This is a genomic window from Aquabacterium sp. (assembly GCF_016234775.1).
In the GTDB taxonomy this organism is placed as follows: domain Bacteria; phylum Pseudomonadota; class Gammaproteobacteria; order Burkholderiales; family Burkholderiaceae_C; genus Aquabacterium.
Genome location: NZ_JACRAH010000049.1, coordinates 126,944 through 148,059, shown reverse-complemented (window position 1 = coordinate 148,059; position 21,116 = coordinate 126,944). Strand labels below are relative to the sequence as shown.

Annotated in this window: 19 protein-coding genes; 13 read left to right on the top strand and 6 right to left on the bottom strand. The window is 63.4% G+C overall.

The window, feature by feature from the left end:
• The first annotated feature begins 58 nt into the window (after positions 1 to 58).
• Genes HY836_RS15370 through hypA form a run of 6 tightly spaced genes read left to right on the top strand, consistent with a single transcriptional unit; the run spans position 59 to position 5,495 of the window.
• Positions 59 to 1,810, top strand: coding sequence for an NAD(P)H-dependent oxidoreductase subunit E (locus HY836_RS15370; protein ID WP_290677596.1), 1,752 nt, complete (start codon positions 59 to 61; stop codon positions 1,808 to 1,810).
• The gene (locus tag HY836_RS15365; protein WP_290677593.1) at positions 1,807 to 2,511 is read left to right on the top strand and encodes a 2Fe-2S iron-sulfur cluster-binding protein; all 705 of its coding nucleotides are present in this window, start codon (positions 1,807 to 1,809) and stop codon (positions 2,509 to 2,511) included. Before HY836_RS15370 ends, HY836_RS15365 begins: the two co-directional genes overlap by 4 nt.
• On the top strand, positions 2,511 to 3,074 hold the full coding sequence (locus HY836_RS15360) for an NADP oxidoreductase (protein ID WP_290677590.1): 564 nt from the start codon (positions 2,511 to 2,513) through the stop codon (positions 3,072 to 3,074). Before HY836_RS15365 ends, HY836_RS15360 begins: the two co-directional genes overlap by 1 nt.
• 39 nt (positions 3,075 to 3,113) lie before the next feature.
• Positions 3,114 to 4,637 carry a Ni/Fe hydrogenase subunit alpha gene (locus tag HY836_RS15355; RefSeq protein ID WP_290677587.1) on the top strand — a complete coding sequence of 508 codons (1,524 nt, stop codon included), beginning with the start codon at positions 3,114 to 3,116 and terminating at the stop codon, positions 4,635 to 4,637.
• Complete coding sequence (locus HY836_RS15350) at positions 4,634 to 5,155, top strand: hydrogenase maturation protease (RefSeq protein ID WP_290677584.1); 522 nt, start codon at positions 4,634 to 4,636, stop codon at positions 5,153 to 5,155. The genes HY836_RS15355 and HY836_RS15350 overlap by 4 nt, the downstream gene beginning before the upstream one ends.
• Positions 5,148 to 5,495 carry a hydrogenase maturation nickel metallochaperone HypA gene (gene hypA / locus HY836_RS15345; RefSeq protein ID WP_290677581.1) on the top strand — a complete coding sequence of 116 codons (348 nt, stop codon included), beginning with the start codon at positions 5,148 to 5,150 and terminating at the stop codon, positions 5,493 to 5,495. The genes HY836_RS15350 and hypA overlap by 8 nt, the downstream gene beginning before the upstream one ends.
• Here hypA and HY836_RS15340 read toward each other — a convergent pair whose 3' ends face one another.
• On the bottom strand, positions 5,496 to 6,968 hold the full coding sequence (locus HY836_RS15340) for a cytochrome P450 (RefSeq protein WP_290677578.1): 1,473 nt from the start codon (positions 6,966 to 6,968) through the stop codon (positions 5,496 to 5,498).
• A 144-nt stretch (positions 6,969 to 7,112) separates the two neighbouring features.
• On the opposite strand from HY836_RS15340, the gene HY836_RS15335 reads away from it, so the two are divergent.
• The 3 genes from HY836_RS15335 to HY836_RS15325 are packed head-to-tail and all read left to right on the top strand — an operon-like array spanning position 7,113 to position 8,797.
• Positions 7,113 to 7,823, top strand: coding sequence for a YebC/PmpR family DNA-binding transcriptional regulator (locus HY836_RS15335; RefSeq protein ID WP_290677575.1), 711 nt, complete (start codon positions 7,113 to 7,115; stop codon positions 7,821 to 7,823).
• Positions 7,824 to 7,825: 2 nt separating this feature from the next.
• Positions 7,826 to 8,323, top strand: a complete 498-nt coding sequence (locus tag HY836_RS15330) for a hypothetical protein (RefSeq protein WP_290677572.1) — start codon at positions 7,826 to 7,828, stop codon at positions 8,321 to 8,323.
• A 12-nt stretch (positions 8,324 to 8,335) separates the two neighbouring features.
• Entirely contained in the window at positions 8,336 to 8,797 is a 462-nt protein-coding gene (locus HY836_RS15325; RefSeq protein ID WP_290677570.1) for a hypothetical protein, read from the top strand.
• 59 nt (positions 8,798 to 8,856) lie between these two features.
• Here the strand turns inward: HY836_RS15325 and HY836_RS15320 are convergent, their stop codons facing one another.
• The 3 genes from HY836_RS15320 to HY836_RS15310 are packed head-to-tail and all read right to left on the bottom strand — an operon-like array spanning position 8,857 to position 12,189.
• Positions 8,857 to 9,672: a crotonase/enoyl-CoA hydratase family protein gene (locus HY836_RS15320; RefSeq protein ID WP_290677568.1), complete on the bottom strand. Its 816-nt coding sequence runs from the start codon at positions 9,670 to 9,672 to the stop codon at positions 8,857 to 8,859.
• A gap of 21 nt (positions 9,673 to 9,693) precedes the next feature.
• Positions 9,694 to 10,137: a nuclear transport factor 2 family protein gene (locus HY836_RS15315; protein WP_290677566.1), complete on the bottom strand. Its 444-nt coding sequence runs from the start codon at positions 10,135 to 10,137 to the stop codon at positions 9,694 to 9,696.
• A gap of 30 nt (positions 10,138 to 10,167) precedes the next feature.
• Entirely contained in the window at positions 10,168 to 12,189 is a 2,022-nt protein-coding gene (locus tag HY836_RS15310) for an FAD-dependent oxidoreductase (RefSeq protein ID WP_290677564.1), read from the bottom strand.
• A 141-nt stretch (positions 12,190 to 12,330) separates the two neighbouring features.
• On the opposite strand from HY836_RS15310, the gene HY836_RS15305 reads away from it, so the two are divergent.
• Complete coding sequence (locus tag HY836_RS15305; protein WP_290677562.1) at positions 12,331 to 12,888, top strand: PadR family transcriptional regulator; 558 nt, start codon at positions 12,331 to 12,333, stop codon at positions 12,886 to 12,888.
• 80 nt (positions 12,889 to 12,968) lie between these two features.
• Positions 12,969 to 14,804 (top strand): diguanylate cyclase, encoded by a 1,836-nt coding sequence (locus tag HY836_RS15300; RefSeq protein ID WP_290677560.1) that lies wholly within the window; start codon positions 12,969 to 12,971, stop codon positions 14,802 to 14,804.
• On the opposite strand, the gene HY836_RS15295 is transcribed toward HY836_RS15300, so the two are convergent.
• Together HY836_RS15295 and HY836_RS15290 are read right to left on the bottom strand one after the other, a co-directional pair.
• Positions 14,785 to 15,963: a GGDEF domain-containing protein gene (locus HY836_RS15295; protein ID WP_290677557.1), complete on the bottom strand. Its 1,179-nt coding sequence runs from the start codon at positions 15,961 to 15,963 to the stop codon at positions 14,785 to 14,787. The genes HY836_RS15300 and HY836_RS15295 overlap by 20 nt on opposite strands.
• Before the next feature lie 68 nt (positions 15,964 to 16,031).
• A complete protein-coding gene (locus tag HY836_RS15290) occupies positions 16,032 to 17,369 on the bottom strand; it encodes a diguanylate cyclase (protein WP_290677554.1) in 1,338 nt (445 codons plus the stop codon).
• A gap of 310 nt (positions 17,370 to 17,679) precedes the next feature.
• Here HY836_RS15290 and HY836_RS15285 point away from each other — a divergent pair, with 310 nt between their 5' ends.
• Both HY836_RS15285 and HY836_RS15280 read left to right on the top strand, forming a co-directional pair.
• Entirely contained in the window at positions 17,680 to 19,296 is a 1,617-nt protein-coding gene (locus tag HY836_RS15285) for an FAD-binding dehydrogenase (RefSeq protein WP_290677551.1), read from the top strand.
• Between the two features lie 26 nt (positions 19,297 to 19,322).
• Positions 19,323 to 21,086 carry a thiamine pyrophosphate-binding protein gene (locus HY836_RS15280; RefSeq protein WP_290677549.1) on the top strand — a complete coding sequence of 588 codons (1,764 nt, stop codon included), beginning with the start codon at positions 19,323 to 19,325 and terminating at the stop codon, positions 21,084 to 21,086.
• Positions 21,087 to 21,116 lie beyond the last annotated feature (30 nt).

The window sequence follows — 21,116 nt, the reverse complement described above, 5'->3', positions numbered from 1 at the left end:
CAAGCCAACGACCTTCAAGCAACACATCAACCGTCACATGAACTCGATACTCTGAAGCATGGACTCCCGCGACGACATCAGCGACATCCTCCAACGCTACCAGGCAGGCCCTGGGGCCTTGCTGCAGGTGCTGCGGCAGATTCAGTCGCGGTTTCAGCACGTGCCCGCCAGTGCCATCACCACGCTGGTGCAGCAATGGGGCCTGAGCTACGCCGCCGTGCGCAGCGTGGTGAGCTTCTACCATTTCCTGAGTTTCGAGCCCCGTGGCCGCTACACGCTCTACCTGAGCGACAGCGTCACGGACCGCATGCTGGGCAGCGAAGCCGTGCTGCTTCAGCTCTGCCAGCGCCTTGGCGTCACCATGGAAGAAACTCGACCTGACGGTCTGGTCTCGCTCCACCGTACGTCGTGCACCGGCCTGTGTGACCAGGGCCCAGCCGGCCTCGTCAATGGCCGCCCCTTGACGCGCCTGACCATGCGCCGCGCCGATGAGGTCGCCGATCTGATCCTGGCCGGCTCACCGCTGGACCAATGGCCCGCCGACTTCTTCGAAGTCAACAACCCCGTCTGGCGACACCAGCTCACCCTCAGCCACCCGATTGCCCCCGGGCAGGCCCTGGCGCGCCTGAAGGCCATCGGCCCGGATGCCTTGCTCGGTACGCTGCGCGAAGCAGGCCTGCGCGGCCGAGGCGGCGCGGGTTTTGCCACCTGGCAGAAGTGGGCAGCCTGCCGCCAGGCACCTGGCCCGCGCGCCATCACCTGCAATGCCGATGAAGGCGAACCCGGCACCTTCAAGGACCGGATGCTCCTGATGCAATGGGCCCATGAGGTGATCGAAGGCATGACGCTGGCCGCCTTGACGGTGGGTGCGGAGCAGGGCTTTCTGTATGTGCGGGGCGAGTACGAATTCATCGAGCCCCATTTGCATGAGGTGCTGCAAGCCCGGCGCGTGCAAGGGCTGCTTGGGGCCGATGTACTGGGCACCGGGCAGCGCTTCGATGTCGAGTTGCACATGGGTGCAGGCGCCTATGTGTGCGGCGAAGAGACCGCCCTGATCGAATCGGTAGAGGGCAAGCGCGGCATCCCTCGCACCCGCCCGCCCTTCCCGGTTGACCGCGGCTACCTGGGCTTGCCCACCGTGAACAACAACGTCGAGACCTTCGTGCAAGTGGCCCAGATTGCCCTGCACGGGGCGGACTGGTTCAAGGCGCAAGGCACCAGCGCCTCCTGCGGTACCCGCATCCTCAGCGTGGCGGGCGACGTCGCCCGGCCCGGCCTGTATGAAGTGCCCTGGGGCGTGACCGTGGCCGAGGTCTTGCGCGACTGCGGTGCGCTTGACGTGCAGGCCGTGCTGGTGGGCGGCCCCTCCGGCAAGCTGATTGACGCCTCACAACTGCAGCGCCAGATCAGCTTTGAAGACCTGCCCACTGGCGGCGCCTTCACGGTGTTCAACCAGACACGCGACATGCTGGACACGGCCCGCCAGTACACCCGTTTCTTCGCCCATGAATCCTGCGGTTTCTGCACGCCCTGCCGCGTGGGCTGCGGCCAATTGGTAGAGACCGCCGAGCGCCTGGTCCACGGTCACGCCAGCGCGCGAGATATCGATCGCCTCAAGGAAACGGCCGAGCTGATGCGCCACCTGAGCCACTGCGGCCTGGGCCAGACCGCCGCCCACCCCTTGATGGACGTGATCGCCCATTTCCCCGACCAGGTGAACCGGAGACTGGTGCCCGACGAACAGGCCTTCGATCTGGACGACGCCGTGGTCGACATGCACGCCCTCACCCTGCACACGAGCCCGACATGAGTGCGCCGCCCACCTTCAAGCTTGATGGCCGCGAAATTCCTTTCCAGCCAGGGCAGACCATCATGCAGGCCGTGCAGGACGCAGGCGCCTACATCCCGCACCTGTGCCATCACCGGGACTTTGCCCCCATCGGCAGTTGCAAGGTCTGCAGCGTGCGCATCAAGGGGCGCACCGTCACCTCGTGCACCATGCCGGCCAGCGAGGGCCTGGAGGTGGAATCCGAAGCCACCGACATCAACGCCGATCGCCAGCGCCTGATCCAGATGCTGTTCGTGGAAGGCAACCACCACTGCCCTTTCTGCGAAAAAAGCGGCAACTGCCACCTGCAGGCACTCGGTTACCACCTGGGCATGCACGACACGCACTTCGTGCACGAGTACCCGCAACACGCCGTAGATGCATCCCACCCCGATGTGCTGCTGGACCGCAGCCGCTGCGTGCTGTGCGAGTTGTGCGTGCGCGCCAGCCGCGAGGTGGATGGCAAGAATGTGTTCGCCATCGGTGGTCGCGGACTCAAAACCGAGCTGATGATCAACAGCCCCAGCGGCATGCTCAAGGACAGCGCGGTCGCCGCCACTGACCGTGCGGTGTCCATCTGCCCCGTGGGCGCCTTGATGCCCAAGCGACACGGCTTTGTCATCCCCATCGGCCAGCGTCAGTATGACCACGCCGACATCGCCCGCAAGCCGGAGGACAGCTGATGAGCGCCGACCAGCAAGAGACGAGCAAGAAGCTGCGCATCGCCACCTGTTCGCTGGCCGGCTGCTTTGGCTGCCACATGTCCTTTCTGGATGTGGACGAGGCCCTGGCTGATCTGCTCGACCACATCGAATTTGACCGCAGCCCGCTCACCGACATCAAGCACGTGAGCGAACAAGGCGTGGACATCGGCCTCATCGAAGGTGGCCTGTGCAACCGTGAGAACGTCGAGACCCTGCATGAATTCCGCCAGCGCTGCAAGGTATTGGTGGCGGTGGGCGCCTGCGCCATGTATGGTGGTGTACCGGCCTTGCGCAATGGCATCCCCGTGAGCGAACTCGTGGCCGAGGCCTATCTGGGTGCCGATCTGCACAACCCGCAGGTCCCGCAGGATCCCGAGTTACCCCCCTTGCTCAAGAAGGTGCTGCCTTTGCACGAAGTGGTGGCGATCGACTACACCCTGGCAGGTTGCCCGCCACCCGCCGAGGCCTTTCGTGAACTCATCATGGCCATGCTGGAAGGCCGCCCGCCCGTGCTGCCCGCCGACATCCGCCGCTTCGATTGAGCCTTGCCTTGCCGTCACACCCAGCATTGCCGAGCCACCATGCCCCATCCTCTTGAAACCGCCCCCGACCCCAACGGCCTGAGCCGCGTGGTGATCGAGCCCGTGAGCCGCGTGGAAGGCCACGGCAAGGTCACGCTCCTGCTGGATGAACAACGAAGCGTCAAACAAGCCCGCCTGCACATCGTTGAATTTCGCGGCTTCGAGCGCTTCATCCAGGGCCGCCCCTATTGGGAGGTGCCCACCCTGGTGCAACGCCTGTGCGGCATCTGCCCGGTGAGCCACCTGCTGGCGGCCAGCAAGGCCTGCGACGCCTTCGTCATCGGCAACGGCCGGGTCACGCCCACGGCCGACAAGCTGCGCCGCCTGCTGCACCACGCCCAGGTCCTGCAATCCAACGCCCTGCACTTCTTCCACCTGGCCTCACCCGATCTGCTGTTCGGGTTTGACGATGCCGTCGCGCACCGCAACATCGTGGGCGTCTTGCAGGACCAGCGCGAACTCGGCCTGCAAGGCATCCGCATTCGCAAGTACGGCCAGGAGGTGATCCGGCTGCTCACCGGCAAGCGTGTGCATGGCACGGGCTCGGTACCCGGCGGCTTCAACAAGGCCTTGTCGGCCGCAGACCGCAGCTTGATGCTGCAGGACATCGGCCAGATCACCGACTGGTGCGCCAGCGCACTGGTGCTCGCTCGCGACCTGTTTCTGGCGGGTCAGCCTGAACAAGGTGCCTTCGCCAACTTCCCCTCGATGTTCATGTCCCTGGTGAGGCCGGATGGTGCTGGCGACCTGTACGACGGCGCCCTGCGCATCAACGATGAACATGGTGTGCACGTGAAGGACCAGGTGGACGTGCGCGACTACCAGCAACTGCTGGGTGAAGAGGTCAAGCCCTGGACGTATATGAAGTTCCCCTTCCTGCGCAGCATCGGCCCGGAACAGGGCTGGTACCGCGTGGGCCCATTGGCGCGCATCAACAATGCCAGCTACCTGGACACACCCCGCGCCGAAGCCGCGCGCGAGGAGTTCAAGGCCTGGAACCACGGCAAGCCCGTGAGCGCCTCGCTGGCACAGCATTGGGCACGCATGATCGACATGTTGCACTGCGCCGAAACCATCGAGCGCCTGCTGAACGACCCCGACATCATCGGCACCGACCTCATGGCCAAGGGCACGCCATTGCGTGAAGGCATCGGCGTGATCGAGGCCCCGCGCGGCACGCTCATGCACCACTACCGCATCGACGACGACCTCATCAGCTACGCCAACCTGATCGTCTCCACCACGCACAACAACACCGCCATGAACGAGGCCGTGCGCAGCGTGGCCGCGCAGTACTTTGATGGGCGAGAACTCAGCGAGGGCCTGCTCAACCACATCGAGGTGGCGATCCGCGCGTACGATCCCTGCCTGTCGTGCGCCACGCATGCGGTGGGCAAGATGCCCTTGAGGCTGGAGTTGCTGGACGCACAAGGCCAGGCCGTGGACCTGCTGCTCAAGCACGAAGACGGCCAGATCGAACGCCCTGCTTTGCCCACATCCGGCCAGGCGAGCAACTGGCCATGAACAAAGCGCCCATTCTGGTCATGGCCGTCGGCAACCCGAGCCGGGGCGATGATGCCTTTGGCCCCATGCTGGCCGATCAGCTCTTGTCATGGCTGGGCTCACAGTCTGAGGATGTTCAAGCCTGCGTCGAGCTGATTGCCGACCAGCAACTGATGGTGGAGCATGTGATGGACCTGTCAGAGCGCGAGCAGATCCTGTTTGTGGATGCGGCCATGCAAAGTGATGAGGCCGTGTCGCTGACCTGGCTGGAGGCACTGCCCACCGATCAAGCCGCGCAAGCGGTGAACAGCCACAGTTGCACGCCCACCCAATTGCTGGGCCTGTATCAGGCCATGCTGCTGCAACGCCCCCCACCCGCCCAGTTGCTGAGCCTGAAAGGCCACAGTTTCGAGCTGGGCGAGCCCTTGTCACCCCAGGCCCGCGCTCACCTGCCTCAAGCCGTCGCCCTGCTGCACCAATGGCTGAACGATGCGCTGAACAAGGTGGTCCCAGCCATCACAGGCCGCGACCATGCATGAGTTGTCGCTTGCGGTAGAGATCGTTCGCCTGCTGGAAAGCCACGCCACTGAACTCCAGCGCATCACCCGACTGACGCTGGACATCGGCACCCTGAGTTGTGTGGACGAACAGGCCTTGCGCACGGCACTGGCATCGGCCATGGCGGGCACCCTGGCCGCAGGCGCCGATATCGAGATCCACACCGTCGAAGCCCAGGCCCGCTGCCAGGATTGCGGCCAGACCTTCCAACCGCCCGACCGCATCGAGCCCTGCCCCCATTGCGGCTCGTTCAAGAAGACCTGGCTCAAGGGTGAGGACTTCCGATTACGCAGCGTGGAAGGCCTGTCGGCAAGCCCTTGATCAATCCGTACGCAGACTGATGCGCATCTTCAAACCGACGGGCACCATGGTCAGCGCCATGTGCTCATCAGCATCCTGGCCATCGGGTGTGTCCACACCAACGATGTCAAAGTGTTGCAGCAGCATGGCCGCCACCAGCTTGATCTCCAACAGGGCCAGATAGCGCCCCGGGCAGATGCGCGGGCCGGCACCAAATGGCATGGAGACCCGCTTGGCATGGTGTGGCGCCAGCTGTGTGGCCTCATCCAGCCAGCGCTCCGGCATGAAGCGGTTCGCCTGCGGGAAGGTGCCATCGCTCAAGGTGTCATGCCGCATGACCATGACCACGGATGTGCCGGCGCGGATCTGCACATCGCCGACCACCGTGTCCTTGAGCGCCTGCACCACGTTGAACGGGCCCACCGGCTTGATGCGCATACTTTCGTGGATGCAGGCTTCGAGGTAATCGAGCTTGCCCAGGTCGTCGGCCGTCCAGTCATTCAGATCGCCCAGGCAGCTGTCCACCTCCTGCCGTGCACGCTGCAGGGTATGCGGGTTGCGGCTCATCAGGTAGATCATCCACGACAGGCTGGTGGCCGTGGTGTCCTCACCCGCCAGCAGCATGGTGAACACATTGCCCACCACATCGTCGTCGCTCATGCCACTGCCAGGCTCGTCGGCGGCCACGATCATGGCTCCGAGCAGGTTGTGCGGAGCGGCCCGCCGGGATGGATCCTGCAATCGCACCCGCGCCTCGGCCATGAAACCACGTATGGCGACGTTCACGGCTTTCACGCTGCGGTCCAGGCGCCGATCGCGAGGCAGCTTGAACCACTTCCAGTAGCGCACGATGGCGTGCGAGCGGCGCCAGATGGTCGGAAAGATCTGGTCCAGATGCCGCTGGATGACGTCGTCGTTGGACTCGATCGTGTTGACCTCCATGCCAAAGGCCAGGCCCGAGATCGCATCCACGGTGAAGCGCATCAGATCGGCCTGCAGGTCGATGGGCTGCCCCAGTTCGGCAGCCAACTCGAAACGGTGGCGCAAACGTGCCGCCACCTTCAGCAAGGCCGGCAGGTAGGCCCGCACCTGCCCTGGCGCAAAGCTGGCCATGACCATGCGGCGCTGTTTGGCCCAGTGCTCGCCTTCAGCCACGAACACGCCGTCCTGGATGCCCATCTCGGACATGATCTCCTGCATGCGCGAGGGGCGGCGAAAACCCTCCGGCCGGTCACGCAGCAGCGAGGCGATCACCTCGTGGTCGGACACCACCAGCAGTGGAAAGCCCCCCAGGCGCACATGGATCATCGGCCCATAGCGCTTGACCCACGCTTCGACGTTCTGGTGCACCTTGTTCAATTGCACCTGCAAGGCGTTGCCCACCACCGGCCACTGTGGTGGCCCCGGCAGATCGCGCAAGCGGCGAACGCGAGGCGCCGCACCGGGTTCGGGTGGCACGGATTGACGCGAGTGAGGCAGAAATGACAGCTTCATGTGCCGAACTGTGGCCACTTCTGGCCGCCCTGTCATTGACGGCAAACACCAATGGATTGACCCGTGCGCGCAGTGTCAGAACGGGCCCCCTGGAGCCGTCCACTAAACTGTCACCCCGTTTCAGCCATTCAAAGGACACCCGCCATGGGCGCGCAGTGGAAAGCAAAACACAAGGATCTGGCCGCCAACATCAAAGGCAGGGTGTTCGGCAAGCTGGCCAAGGAAATCATGATCGCGGCGCGCAATGGTGCCGACCCGGCCGCCAACGCGCGCCTGCGCCTGGTGGTAGAACAGGCCCGCAAGGCCTCCATGCCCAAGGACACGCTGGAGCGCGCCATCAAGAAGGGTGCCGGCCTGACTGGCGAAGCGGTGCACTTTGACCACGTGATCTACGAGGGTTTTGCGCCGCACCGCGTGCCCGTCATGATCGAGTGCCTGACCGACAACGTGAACCGCACGGCCTCGGACATGCGCGTGCTGTTCCGCAAAGGGCAGCAAGGCACATCCGGCTCGGTATCCTGGGATTTCGACCACGTCGGCATGATCGAGGCAGAAGCTGCTCGCGCTGACGCCGATGCCGAGATGGCCGCCATCGAAGCCGGTGCGCAAGACCTGGAGCCTGGTGACGAGGGTGTCACGCTCTTCCTGACGGACCCGACCGACCTGGATCTGGTCAGCCGCGCCCTGCCCGCACAAGGCTTCACCGTGTTGTCAGCCAAGCTGGGCTACAAGCCCAAGAACCCGGTGGACCCGGCCAGCCTCAGCGCCGAAGCGCTGGAAGAGGTCGAAACCTTCCTGGCGGCCATGGACGCCAATGAAGACGTACAGAACGTGTTTGCCGGATTGGCAGGTTGAGATTGAACGACACACTCAGGGTTGAAGCCCCCGAATTCGAACCCGTGTACGAAGCACGCCTGTGGCGCGACAACGGCTGGACGGCCAAGGTCGTCAAGAACGAGGATGATGACGGCTGGGCCGTCGAGATGATCAGGGATGGCGAGCCCGAACCCGCCCTGGTGGGCCCCTGGACCATGGGCCGCGACAAGAAGAACCCCAAGCCACTGGACACGGGCGCCTTCAACACCCTGGTCAAGACCGCCTCCGAGGTGATCCGCCGCCACGAGCAGCAGCTGCACGCCATGCTCCACAAGAACGTGGTGGTCAGCACCTCATCAGGGCCGATCACCGTCGCGCTGGACATCGTGCCCGATGAGGATGATCCGTATGCGCTGCTGTCCGCCACGGACCAGGCGGGCGATCAGATCGCCCAGGTGCGCGTGGCGCCCCATTTCAAGTTGAACCTCGGCAGCGCCGAAGCCTGGATCGCGTCCGACTTCGTCAAGCCAGGTCGGTGACCCTCACACCCCATGAACCAGCCCTCCCAAACCTTGCTCGCCTGGCACTACACGCTGGGCGTGCACCTGCTTCGCATCCTGGAAAACGGCTACATCCTGCCGCAAGACACGCCTGACACGCCCGCCGTGGAATGCCCCGTAGCCTGGTTCTCGCTGAACCAGCAGCACGACCCATCCGCCCTCAAATCCATCCTCGTCAATGGCGTGGCGCAGCCGCCCACCCTGGCGGTGATGAAGCAGTTGGGCAACGGCGTGTACCGACTTGGCATCAGCCCCCGCAGCCTGCTGGGCGGCGAAGCCTTGCGACGCGAAGCCCGCATCAGCAAGGCGCGCTGGGCCGAGCTGAACAAACAGGCCAAGGCCTGCGGTGCCAACGTAGCGCAATGGTTTGGCGCCATCGACCCCGTGCCCGCCTCGGAGTGCGTGATCGAAAGGCTCTGCGACGATGGACGCTGGACGCGCGTGGCGTCCTGAATCGACCACAGACATCAGACAGCGCGCGCTCGCGGAGCTGAGCGCACGCAGCGCCGGCCTCAGTCCTTGAACGACGGCGTTTGCTTGCTCATGCCGGCCATCATGGCGGCCGTCAGGTCATTGGACATGAGCATGGCGGCGTTCCAGGTGGCGATGTAGTTCAGGCCATCGGCCACGGAATGATCGCGGCTGTAATTCAGCATTTCCTTGGTGCCCCGGATGGACAGCGGCGACTTGGCGGCAATCTGCGTGGCCAGTTCGCGCACACCAGCCTGCAAGGCTTCACGCGAGTCGTACACCTTGTTGACCAGGCCGAGCGACAGCGCCTCGGCGGCATCCACCTTGCGGCCGGTGTAGGCCAGTTCACGCACGATGCCCTGGTTGCCGATGAGCTTGGGCAGGCGCTGCAAGGTGCCGACGTCTGCGGTCATGCCGATGTCGATTTCCTTGATCGTGAAGTAGGCATCGGCCGAGCAATAGCGCATGTCGGTGCAGCAGACCAGGTCCACCCCACCACCCACGCAACCGCCGTGGATGGCGGCCAGCACAGGCTTGCGGCAACGCTCCATGCTGGTCAGCGTGTCCTGCATGTCGAGGATGACGCGGCGCAGGTTCTCGCGGGTGCGGCCTTCGCAGTCGTTCTTGATCTGGGGCAGCAGGCCCATCATCATCTGCAGGTCGATGCCGGAGGTGAAGTGCTTGCCTTCGCCTTCGATGATGGCCACGCGGGCTTCCACGTTTTCGTCGATCCACGTGAAGGCCTTGCGGATGTCCTGCCACATGGTGGCGTTCATCGCATTGGCTTTCTCAGGGCGGTTCAGGCGAACCACGGCGACATGGTTGTCCAGGCTGACGGTGACGGTGTCGAGTTGCATGGTTTGTCTCCTCGGTCTCTCTTATTGGTTGTGGTTGGCCTTGTAGGCGGGCAGATAGGCCGCCAGACGTGCACCCATCTCGGCACCCAGGGCCTGCAGCGCATTGAAGGGGCGGACCATGACTTCGAAGTCCACGATCTTGCCCTCTTCATCGAAGCGGATCATGTCGATGCCCTTGAGCGACTTGTCGCCCACGCTGGCACTGAACTCCAGCACCACGTTGAGCCCATCCTCCGACACCAGCGTGCGGTGGTATTCAAACTGCGTGAAGACCTTCGACACGGTATTGAGGATGAGGTTGACGGCAGCGGCGCTCACATACGGCTTGAAGGCCATGGGCGAGCGGAACACGGCGCCGTCATGCAGGATGGTGGGCAGCCTACCCAGATCCTGCAGCGACACCATCTCGTGCCACAAAGCCAGCGAGGCCGCCGCAGCGGGCTTGAGTACAGAGGTCGAACTCATGGTGTCACTCCAGGGTTGATCAACGCCAGATCACAAGGCCGCGGCCACTTCAGTGCCTTGCTTGATGGCGCGCTTGGCATCCAGCTCGGCCGCCACGTCGGCACCGCCAATCAGGGTCACCTTCTTGCCGGCGGCTTCCAGGCCTGCTTGCAGCGCACGGAAAGGCTCCTGGCCAGCGCACAACACCACGTTGTCCACCGGCAGCACCACGTCCTTGCCGCCCACCGTGATGTGCAGGCCGGCATCGTCGATCTTGTTGTAGCTGGCCCCGGCGATCATCTCGACGTTGCGGTTCTTCAGCGAGGTGCGGTGGATCCAGCCCGTGGTCTTGCCCAGGCCATCGCCCACCTTGCTGGTCTTGCGCTGCAGCAGGTAGATCTGGCGAGGGGCCTTGTCCAGGTGCGGCTGCTTGATGCCACCACGGTCCTTGTACTCCGAGTCAATGCCCCATTCGGCATTGAACTTGGCCAGGTTCAGCGCGGGGCTGTCGCCTTCGTGCGTCAGGAACTCCGACACGTCAAAGCCGATGCCACCGGCACCGATCACGGCAACGCTCTTGCCCACGGGCTTCTTGTCGCGCAGCACGTCGAGGTAGCTCAGCACCTTGGGGTGGTCCACGCCATCGATGGCGGGAGTACGCGGTGTCACGCCCGTGGCCAGCAGCACTTCGTCGAACTCGCCCTTGACCAGGTCTTCAGCGGTCACGCGTGTGTTGAACTGGGCCTTCACGCCGGTCAGCTTGATCTGGTTGCGGAAGTAGCGCAGGGTTTCATAGAACTCTTCCTTGCCAGGGATCTGCTTGGCGATGTTGAACTGGCCGCCCACATCATCAGCCGCTTCGAACAGGGTCACATCGTGGCCACGTTGTGCGGCGGTGGTGGCAGCAGCCAGGCCAGCAGGGCCTGCGCCCACCACGGCAATGCGCTTCCTGGCTGTGGCGGGTTCGATCTTCAGCTCGGTCTCGTGGCAGGCACGGGGGTTGACCAGGCAGGAGGTGATCTTGCCGCTGAAGGTGTGATCCAGGCAGGCCTGGTTGCAGCCGATGCAGGTGTTGATCTGATCGGCCTTGCCCGCGGCCGCCTTGTTGACGAAGTCAGGATCGGCCAGCAGGGGGCGCGCCATGGAAACCATGTCGGCGCAGCCATCGGCCAGGATCTTTTCGCCCACTTCAGGCGTGTTGATGCGGTTGGTCGTGATCAGCGGGATCTTGACCTTGCCCTTCATCTTCTGGGTCACCCAGGCAAAGGCACCGCGCGGCACGCTGGTGGCGATCGTGGGGATGCGGGCTTCGTGCCAGCCAATGCCCGTGTTAATGATCGTGGCGCCAGCGGCTTCCACTGCCTGGGCCAGTTGCACCACTTCGTCAAACGTGGAGCCACCTTCCACCAGGTCCAGCATGGACAGGCGGTAGATGATGATGAAGTTGCTGCCCACGCGTTCACGCACGCGGCGCACGATCTCCACGGGGAAGCGCATGCGGTTCTCGTAAGAACCACCCCACTCGTCGGTACGCTGGTTGGTGCGCGCGGCGATGAATTCGTTGATCAGGTAGCCCTCGGAGCCCATCACTTCCACGCCGTCGTAGCCGGCCTTCTGGGCCATGGCGGCGCAGTTTGCGAAGTCTTCAATGGTCTGCTCGACTTCGGCCGTCGTCAGCTCGCGCGGCGGCATGGGCGAGATCGGAGCCTTGATGGGGCTGGGGCCGACCAGGCCGGGGTGGTAGGCATAGCGGCCGAAGTGCAGGATCTGCATGGCGATCTTGCCGCCGGCTGCATGCACGGCATCGGTCACGACCTTGTGCTGAGCGGCTTCTTCTTCCGTGGCCAGGCGGGCGCCACCGGGATAGGGGCGGCCGGCATCGTTCGGGGCAATGCCACCGGTCACCATCAGGGCCACGCCACCACGTGCACGCTCGGCATAAAAAGCGGCCATGCGCTCGAAGCCATTCTTGGCTTCTTCCAGGCCCACGTGCATCGAGCCCATCAGGACGCGATTGCGCAGTGTGGTAAAGCCCAGGTCCAGCGGTTGCAGCAGGTGGGGATAGGCGCTCATAGGTGTCTCTCTCGGTGAAGTCGATGGGATCGGCAAGCTGGCCACTATGCAACCAGTTGCATGAACGGAGCGGATATTAGGAGAACTTTCTCGTTTATGCAACTGGTTGCATAGTTGAATGCCAACCCTTAGACTCGGCGCATGTCTCTATCCCATGCCTTGATGACGTCCCTGCTGGAAAAGTCGTCGTCAGGCTACGACCTCGCGCGCCGTTTCGACAAGTCCATCGGCTTCTTCTGGCGCGCCACCCACCAGCAGATCTACCGTGAACTGGCCCGCATGGAAAAGGCCGGCTGGATCACGTCCGAGGCCGCACCAGACGGAGGCCGCACCCGCAAACGCATCTACCGTGTGCTGGACGCCGGCCGCCAGGAACTGGAGCGCTGGGTGCGCGAACCCGCCGAACCCCAGGATCAGCGTGACGAACTCATGGTGCGCATGCGCGCCGACGCCGTGATCGGGCCGCTGGGCCTGGAAGCCGAGATCCAGCGCAGAATGGCCCAGCACGCCGTCAAGCTGGAGGCCTATCGCCTGATTGAAGCGCGCGACTTTCCTGCCGATAAGACATTGACCCGCGAAGCCCGCATCCAGCACCTGATCCTCAAGACCGGGATCATGTATGAGATGGGCTGGTTGAACTGGTCCAAAGAAGCGCTGAAGGTCTTGCAGGAAACCGATCAACCCTCACAAGCAGGCTGAGCCGCGTCCGGCGGGTAGCCTGATCTACCCTGGTGCCTATGCATTTTCCAATGGCCTTTGCAGGCCGTTTGATCAGACTGATGTGCGTGCTGTTGCTGGCCGGCGCCTTGCTGCCCGGCTTCAGCGCGCGGGCCGCCACGCCAGGCCAGGCCATCGAGGTCGTACTGACCGACGATCAAGCCGAGCTGCAGCTGGGCCCCAGCATGCAGTCTCGTGAAGATGTCGGCAGTCGACTGGACGCCATGGCGGCATGGGCCTCACCTGCAGGGGACTGGCACCGCCAGCGCAACGCCTCCATCAACTTCGGTTTCTCGACTTCTGCGTGGTGGACCCGGGTGACCTTGCGCAATGGCACCGGCCAAGATCTGGAGCGCATCCTGGATCTGGGCAGTTCCTTGCTGGACCACGTCGACATCCATGTCCTGCGCTCGGATGGCACACAGCTTCAAGGCATGAGCAGTGGCGATCGCCTGCCTTTTGCCAGTCGCGGCGAGAACGTGCGCACGATCGCCATGCGCCTGCACATCCCGGCCGGGCAACAGGTCACCGTGTTGATGCGACTCCAGTCGCACGACGGCCTCAACGAAATCATCACCCCCAGGCTGTACGCCCCCGAAGCCTTCACGGCGCATGTGCAGCTCGAAACGCTGGCGTTCGGCATTTACTACGGGCTGCTGGCCACCGTCCTGCTCTACAACCTGTTCCTGTACGCCTCCACGCGGCAGACCATCTTCGGCATCTACGCAGCCTATGTCGGGTGCTTCCTGCTGTGGGGCCTGGTGTTCCGCGGCTATGCCTTCCAGTACTGGTGGCCCGACTCCCCGGACTTCAACAACCAGGCCCTGGCCGTCATCGTGAGCGCGCTCTACATGTCGCTGGGGCTCTTCCTGATGAAGTACCTGGACACCGCGCACTCGGTGTCTCGCAGGATGCATCGGTTCGCGGCCATCAGCACGGCGGCTCAGGGCCTGTGCATCCTGCCGGCCTTCCTGAACCTGTATGCCGCCACCTTCATCATCAACAGCGCAATCGGCAGCCTGGAAATCATGGGGCTGACCGCCATCATCACCGTGCTGGTCGTCAAGAAGAAGTCGAAAGCCGGGCGATACGCTGCAGGTGCCTTTACCACGCTGTCGGTCGCCGCGCTGCTCTACTACCTGCGTGTACTGGGCTTCGTGCCTGCCAACGCCCTGACAGACAACCTGCTGCAGATCGGCTCTGCCGCAGAAGCCCTCTTGCTGGCCTTTGGTCTGGCCGACCAGATGAACACGCTCAAGACCGAAAAGCTGCACGCCGAGCGGCAGGCGCTGGCTGCGCAAACCGCCTTGAACACGCAACTGGAATCACTCGTGTCCAGCAGAACAGCCGAGCTGGAGATGGCCAACGAACGACTCGCCAACCTGGCCATCACCGATGAGCTCACCGGCGCTTACAACCGACGCCAGTTCAACAAGGATCTGGCAGCCGCAGCGGCCCTGCACACTCGGCATCAAACGCCTGCTGCCCTTTGCCTGCTGGACGTGGACCACTTCAAGGCCTACAACGACCGCTATGGCCACCCGGCAGGTGATGAGGTGCTGCGCCAGATCGCCACGGCATTGCGCCAACAGTTGCAGCGCGCCAGTGATCACGTCTACCGAGTGGGCGGTGAAGAGTTCGCCATCCTGTTGGACATCAATGAGCCGCCCGACAAGGTGGAGCGCTTCATCACGCAGATGCTCACCTCGGTACAAAGTCTGAGCATCGTGCATGAAGGCAGCCCGTTTGGCTTCGTCAGCGTGAGCATGGGGCTGGTGATCCTCAAAGCACAAGGTGCACCACGCGCCGCATCCGAACTCTACAGCGCAGCAGACGCCCTGCTCTACCAGGCCAAACAGGCTGGCCGCCATCAGGTCATCAGCAAGACACTGGACTGAGCGCTGCCTCCGCACGATTGCGTCCACCGGCCTTGGCACGGTACAGCGCCGCATCGGCCTGCGCGATCAAGCTGTCGATCGAATCAGAAGACGACGCCAGCGCCGGGCGAATCACCGCCACGCCCACGCTGATCGAAACACTGCCGCAAGTGGGCGAGCCTTCGTGACGCAGCCCCAGTTCACGCACGGCAGCACACAAGCTCTGCGCCGTTTTCATCGCAGCAGGCAACCGAGCGCCAGGCAAGACCACGATGAACTCCTCGCCACCCCATCGGGCTACACAACCCTGTTCTTCAGGCACGCTTTGCTGCAGAACCTGCGCCACGTGCTTCAAACACTGATCACCTGCAGGATGCCCATAACGATCGTTGTAGGCTTTGAAATGATCCACATCCATCAGCAGCAGTGCCAGGTGCTCATCGGCGGCTCCCAAGCGCCCCCACTGCTGGCGCAAGTACGCGTCGACGTGACGGCGATTGGGCACACCCGTCAGCGGATCACGGCGAGACAGGTCATCCAACCGGGCCTGTGAGGCAGACAACTCCTGGTGCAACGCCTGCGCACGCAGTTGCCACACGAACCTCCTGCGCTCCTCCAGCTCGAACCGGTAGTTCATGGCCAGGGTGTAGACAGCAATGATCCCCACCAGCAAGGCCAGCGGGACGTCGAAAACATCATAAGGATTGACGCGATCCGCGCGCGCCCACACACAGGTCAGGCAGGTGGCCATCACCACCGTCGAAAAGAACAGTGCATACCGAAAGCGAAACCGTTGCACCAGGTTGCCATAGATCGTGATGGGTACCAGGCCTGCCGTGTACATGCCGGCATAGGGGCTGTTGGAATGCAGGAGCAGCCACCCCATGTGCAAGGCAGCCACCACCCCGGTCATCATCAAGGTGCCTTCCAGTATGGGGCGAGGCAATCGCGCAATGAACCCGTTGAAGCGAACGCCGATCAACAACATGAGCAAGGCCACCGGCGAAAAAATGAACAACCGCATGGTCAATGCCTGCGGATACACGTCAGGGATCATCCGTGCATCCACCAGCAGGAACAGGTTGTAGACCAGCAAGGCCAGCAAGCCGCTCGCCACAAAATGGTGAACGCGTGCTGGCCCACAGGCGTCCTCAAAACGCGCCTCGTCGATCGCATTCATCCGCAAAGAAGGCGGGCGCCATCGCATCCATCGGCGCAAGTCGAACTCAAGAGCCAGAGCTTGCTGGTTCAGCATCGCCACACCTCACCAACCGCCGCCAGGTGAGCCGTCACGCCGTGAGCCGCATGCATGCGATCACGGCCGGCCCGCTTGGCCTCGTACAGTGCATCGTCTGCCAGTTGAACGAGTTGCGGCCATTCATCCTGCGCACCAGGTATCGCCGAGGCCCAGCCTCCGCTGACCGTCACATGGTGCCCGCACATGGATCCCTCATGAGACATCCGCAAGGCCGACACCGCCAGACGCAAACGCTCCGAAGCAGCCTTGGTCGCCTCTGCATCGGCGTCCAGCAGCACGACGACGAACTCTTCGCCACCCCACCTCGCCACCAGATCGCCAGGGCGGCGTATGCCTGACTTCAAAGCCTCGGCCACGGCCGCCAGACAACGGTCACCCGCCTGGTGACCATAGCGATCGTTAAAGGGCTTGAAGTAATCCACGTCCAGCAGGATCAGCGACACGCAATGCCCCTCCTGCCGCGCACGTTGCCAGCACTCGCTCAGGTAGGTCTCGACATAGCGGCGATTGGCCACCTGGGTCAACGCATCGGTGGTCGCCAGGCGGGTCAGACGCTCGTGAGCTTCGGTCAGGCTGGCGTGAAGTGCCTGCTCGCGCGCATCAAGCAAAAAACTCATGCGCCCGTCGTGCTCTTGCTTGTAGTTGCCATAGAGAACAAACGCGATGGACGTACCCAGTAGCAAGCTGGTGTTGAAACTCATCATGCCAGTGACATCCGGCATGATGGCCACCACATAGCCATGCAGGCCAGCCACAGCCGCAGCCATCAAGACGGCTGGCCAGAACCGTGCGATCACGCAGGTAAATACCATGATGATGTTCAACTGGACCACACGCGCAACGGCCCAGTCAGACTGGCCCTTGAGCACGATCGCGACTTCCAGCACGGCTGCCAGCACGCCAGCCAATGCGATCATCCACTCATTGACCGACGGCATGCGCAAGTGTCTCAACACAAGCAAGCCGATGATGACGGCAGGTGGAAAGATGCCCTCCCTGAGCACGGCGGCAAAAGGCACCACACCAGGGCTCAAAAGGTAGTCGCCAACGATCATGGCGCCAAACAACAGAACCGCTGCCAAGCCGGCCACCACCATCATGTGGAAGCGATTGGCTTCGCCCTCTGTCAGGAAGCGGTCTTCCAGTTCGCGTGGGAAGGTGAGCAAGGGAAAGCCATCGGCCAGTGTCTTGCTGACCAGCGCGGCCTGAGCGGATGCCACGTCGTGGGCATCCGTCAGCGGGACGCTTGCGGTGCTTGCCGATGCGCTGGACGATTCGCCTGCCAATTGCCACTCCTGCTCGCTCCACGATCGATCACGTTTGGGCAACCATCGCGGGTTATGCGGTAAGTGAATTCTGCCGATCTGGCGATACGTCTGGACACAGGACTTACGCGTCCATGCGCCACGCTGTCCCAGCCAAATGCAGCAAATGCACGGCCTGCTACCACCCCATCTGCGGGGTCACCAAACTGGCCAGATCGGGTTTTCACGCAGACACCGAAGACATCAGCGTCAGGTCATTTCCCTGAACTTGCGTCACGTCAAATCGGGTTAGGCCAGCGTGTCGGGTCGCAGACAGACAGCGCCTCAACGGATCGGCACACTCCCTGATCAGTTCGACCCGTTTACCCACTTCGTGCGCTCCCCCTCCGCCCCATCCCACACCATCGTGATCGGCGCAGGCCTCGCTGGCCTGACCACCACGTTGGACCTGCTCGATCACGGGCACCGCGTCACCCTGCTGGATCGCGACGAGGCAGATCGCCTGGGCGGCCTCGGTCTACACGCCTTCGGTGGCATGGCACTGGTGGACACGCCTTTGCAGCGCTTCAACCGCATCCACGACAGCGCCGAGATCGCCCTGGCCGACTGGCTGGCCTTTGCCGAATTCGAGCCCGGCGATGTCTGGCCCAGAAGGTGGGCCGAGCACTATGTGCAGCACTGCGTACCCGAGGTCTATGAATGGCTGCGCCGCTTCGGCATCCGCTTCATCCCCGCCGTTCAATGGGTGGAGCGAGGCTGGATGACCCGTGGCAACACCCTGCCCCGCTATCACGTGCTGTGGGGCACGTCACGCCACATGCTGCTGACGCTGATCGAAGCCCTGAAGCAGCATCCCAGGCTGAGCCTGTTGACGATTCTGCCCAGGCACCGTGTGGACGGCCTCCTCGGCAACCGCAATGGCATCAACGGCTGCCACGGCATGGACGAACGGCACGAACGCCCCTTCGAACTTCACGCCGATGCGGTGGTGGTGGCCACGGGCGGCATCACGGGCGATCTGGCACGGGTTCGGCAACACTGGCCACGAGGCTGGGGGCAGGCCCCGGCCACCTTGCTCAACGGCTCGCATCCCCATGCTGATGGCCGCATGCACGACGCCATAGGCCACATGGGCGGCGCGGTCACGCATCTGGATCAAATGTGGAACTACGCAGCCGGCGTGCGCCATCCGCGGCCACACTTCCCTGGTCACGGGCTCAGCCTGATACCGGCCAAGTCGGCCCTATGGCTGGATCCGGATGGCCAGCGCATCGGTCCTGTGCCCTTCGTGACGGGCTTCGATACCTACGACATGGTCGCCCAGATCGCCCGCTCGCAATGGCCCTGGACCTGGCAAGTGCTCAACCGCCGCATTGCCGACAAGGAACTGGCGGCTTCAGGCGCCGAGCACAACCAGCACATCCGGGATCGCAGGCCTGTGGCCCTGTTGATGCAGATGCTCAACGGCAATCGCGAACTGGTGGACGAACTGCTTGAGCAATGCCCCGATTTTGTCATGGCAGACAACCTGACCGACCTGGCCCGCCGCATGAACATGGTGGCCGGAGATGGCCGCATCAGCGCGGCCACGCTGCACGAGCAAATTCGGCCCTACGACGACCAGATCCAACGAGGCCCTCGCCTGCACAACGATGATCAATTGCGCCGCATCGAGCAGCTGCGCCGCTGGCCAGGTGACCGCTTCCGCACCTGCCGCTACCAGGCCATCCTGGATCCATCGGCCGGGCCGCTGATCGCCATCCGCTGCCAGTTGCTGACACGCAAGTCCACAGGCGGCATCCAGACCAATCTGCAAAGCCGCGTGCTGGATCAACAAGGCCAGCCCATCCCTGGCTTGTATGCCGTGGGTGAAGCGGCCGGCTTTGGTGGCGGCGGCGCCAACGGCCGCAAGTCCCTCGAAGGCACCTTCCTGTCGGGTTGCATCCTGACAGCCCACGCCGCTGCCCGCCACATCCACAGCGCAGCCTGACATCCATACCGATAACGGAGACGACCATGAAGAAGACCGGCGCAGAACTTGTTCGCCATGCCCTCGAGCAACTCGGCATCCGCCACACCTTCGGCATCCCCGGCGTACACAACACGGAGATCTACGACCAGTTGGCCAGCTCCGAGGTGGTCACCCCGATCCGCGTGAACCACGAAGGATGCGGTGCCTTCATGGCCGACGCGGTCAGCCGCACCAACGACTTCAATGGTGCCTTGCTCATCGTGCCCGCAGCAGGTACGGCGCTGGCCATGGCCGGCATCGGCGAGGCCTATCTGGACGGGGTCCCCATGCTGGTCATTTCCGGTGGCACACGCACCGACACCGGCTACACCTACCAACTGCACGAACTGGACCAACTGGAACTGGTCAAACCCTTTACCAAGGGAGCCTGGCGCATCACCGAGCACCGGCAGATCGTGCCCACTTTCTACGAAGCATGGCGCCTGGCCAACTCCGGCGAGCCCGGTCCCGTCTTCATCGAAATCCCGGTCAATCTGCAGCTGTTTCCTGGCGAGATTGACGAGCTGCCAGTTTTCGTGCGCCCCGAGCCCCATTCGTCTGCGCTCGACGAGGCCACCAAAGTCAAGGTGAAGGAAGCCGCTCAGCTGTTGAAGCACGCCCGCAAACCGGGCCTGTTCCTGGGCTGGGGCGGCGTACACGGCAGCATGTTGACCCAGGAGCTGGCTGAACTGCTGCAAGCGCCCGTCAGTACCACCCTGCAAGGGTTGAGCGCCTTTCCAGCACAACATCCGCTGCACGCCGGCATGAGCATGGGGCCAGCCGCCGTGCCTGCCGCCGAAAACGCCTTCGCCGACTGTGACGTGTTGCTGGCCATTGGCACACGCTTTGGCGAGATCGCCACGGGCAGCTTCGGTATCAAACCCACCTGGGACCTCATTCACGTTGACATCAACCCTGCCGTTTTCAACGCGAACTACGACGCACGCCTCTGTATTGAAGGCGATGCCAAGGCCGTGGTGAGCGCGTTGATCGAGGAGCTCAAGCTGAGTCCAGGCAACGAGATGCAGATCCAGTCTCGCGGGCAAGCCGTGCGCCAGCAAATTGCCAAAGACAAGCGCGCCTACATGGAAGAATGGCTCCGCCACGACAGTGGCCAGCGCGTCAACCCAGGGCGCTTCTTCCAGGCCCTGCGCAGCAAACTACCCGATGACGGCTACCTGGTCACCGATGACGGCAACCACACCTTCCTGGTGGCCGAGCTGTTCGAGACTCGCGGTAGCCGACACCTCATCACACCCACCGACTTCAACTGCATGGGCTACTGCGTGCCCGCCGCCGTCGGCATCAAGCTCACCCATCCTGACAAGCAGGTGGTGGGCATCGTGGGCGATGGTGCCTTCCTCATGACCGGGCTGGAGCTGCTCACAGCCACCGAGAACAAGCTGGGCGTGGTCTGCTATGTGTTCAACGATGGCGAGCTCTCGCAGATCTCGCAAGCGCAGAAGCTGCCCTACAACCGCAAGGCCTGCACCGTGCTGCCGGAGGTCCGCTTCAAGGGCATCGCCGACGCGGTGGGGGCCCACTACCTGCGCATGGCCGGCGATGCGGACATCGCCGCCGTGATCGACCAGGCACAGGCCTTGTCTGCGCAAGGCGTACCGGTGATCGTGGATGTGCTGATCGACTACAGCAAGCAGACGCGCTTCACCAAGGGCATCCTGCGCACCAACCTGATGCGCATGGACATGGGCAACAAGCTGCGCATGATCGGTCGGGCCGCCTGGCGGCGCGTAGCCACCCCGAACTGACGAAAGGCCGATCCTTCAGTCTGCGCCCGA

Coding starts and splice junctions, on each gene's coding strand:
- HY836_RS15310 (WP_290677564.1), bottom strand. CDS start 12,189: ATGAGCGCCTATCCCCACCTGCTGCAACCGCTGGACCTGGGCTTTACC.
- HY836_RS15305 (WP_290677562.1), top strand. CDS start 12,331: ATGTCTCTATCCCATGCCTTGATGACGTCCCTGCTGGAAAAGTCGTCG.
- HY836_RS15325 (WP_290677570.1), top strand. CDS start 8,336: ATGAACCAGCCCTCCCAAACCTTGCTCGCCTGGCACTACACGCTGGGC.
- HY836_RS15280 (WP_290677549.1), top strand. CDS start 19,323: ATGAAGAAGACCGGCGCAGAACTTGTTCGCCATGCCCTCGAGCAACTC.
- HY836_RS15335 (WP_290677575.1), top strand. CDS start 7,113: ATGGGCGCGCAGTGGAAAGCAAAACACAAGGATCTGGCCGCCAACATC.
- HY836_RS15320 (WP_290677568.1), bottom strand. CDS start 9,672: ATGCAACTCGACACCGTCACCGTCAGCCTGGACAACCATGTCGCCGTG.
- HY836_RS15295 (WP_290677557.1), bottom strand. CDS start 15,963: ATGAATGCGATCGACGAGGCGCGTTTTGAGGACGCCTGTGGGCCAGCA.
- HY836_RS15315 (WP_290677566.1), bottom strand. CDS start 10,137: ATGAGTTCGACCTCTGTACTCAAGCCCGCTGCGGCGGCCTCGCTGGCT.
- HY836_RS15300 (WP_290677560.1), top strand. CDS start 12,969: ATGTGCGTGCTGTTGCTGGCCGGCGCCTTGCTGCCCGGCTTCAGCGCG.
- HY836_RS15365 (WP_290677593.1), top strand. CDS start 1,807: ATGAGTGCGCCGCCCACCTTCAAGCTTGATGGCCGCGAAATTCCTTTC.
- HY836_RS15350 (WP_290677584.1), top strand. CDS start 4,634: ATGAACAAAGCGCCCATTCTGGTCATGGCCGTCGGCAACCCGAGCCGG.
- HY836_RS15370 (WP_290677596.1), top strand. CDS start 59: ATGGACTCCCGCGACGACATCAGCGACATCCTCCAACGCTACCAGGCA.
- HY836_RS15355 (WP_290677587.1), top strand. CDS start 3,114: ATGCCCCATCCTCTTGAAACCGCCCCCGACCCCAACGGCCTGAGCCGC.
- hypA (WP_290677581.1), top strand. CDS start 5,148: ATGCATGAGTTGTCGCTTGCGGTAGAGATCGTTCGCCTGCTGGAAAGC.
- HY836_RS15340 (WP_290677578.1), bottom strand. CDS start 6,968: ATGAAGCTGTCATTTCTGCCTCACTCGCGTCAATCCGTGCCACCCGAA.
- HY836_RS15360 (WP_290677590.1), top strand. CDS start 2,511: ATGAGCGCCGACCAGCAAGAGACGAGCAAGAAGCTGCGCATCGCCACC.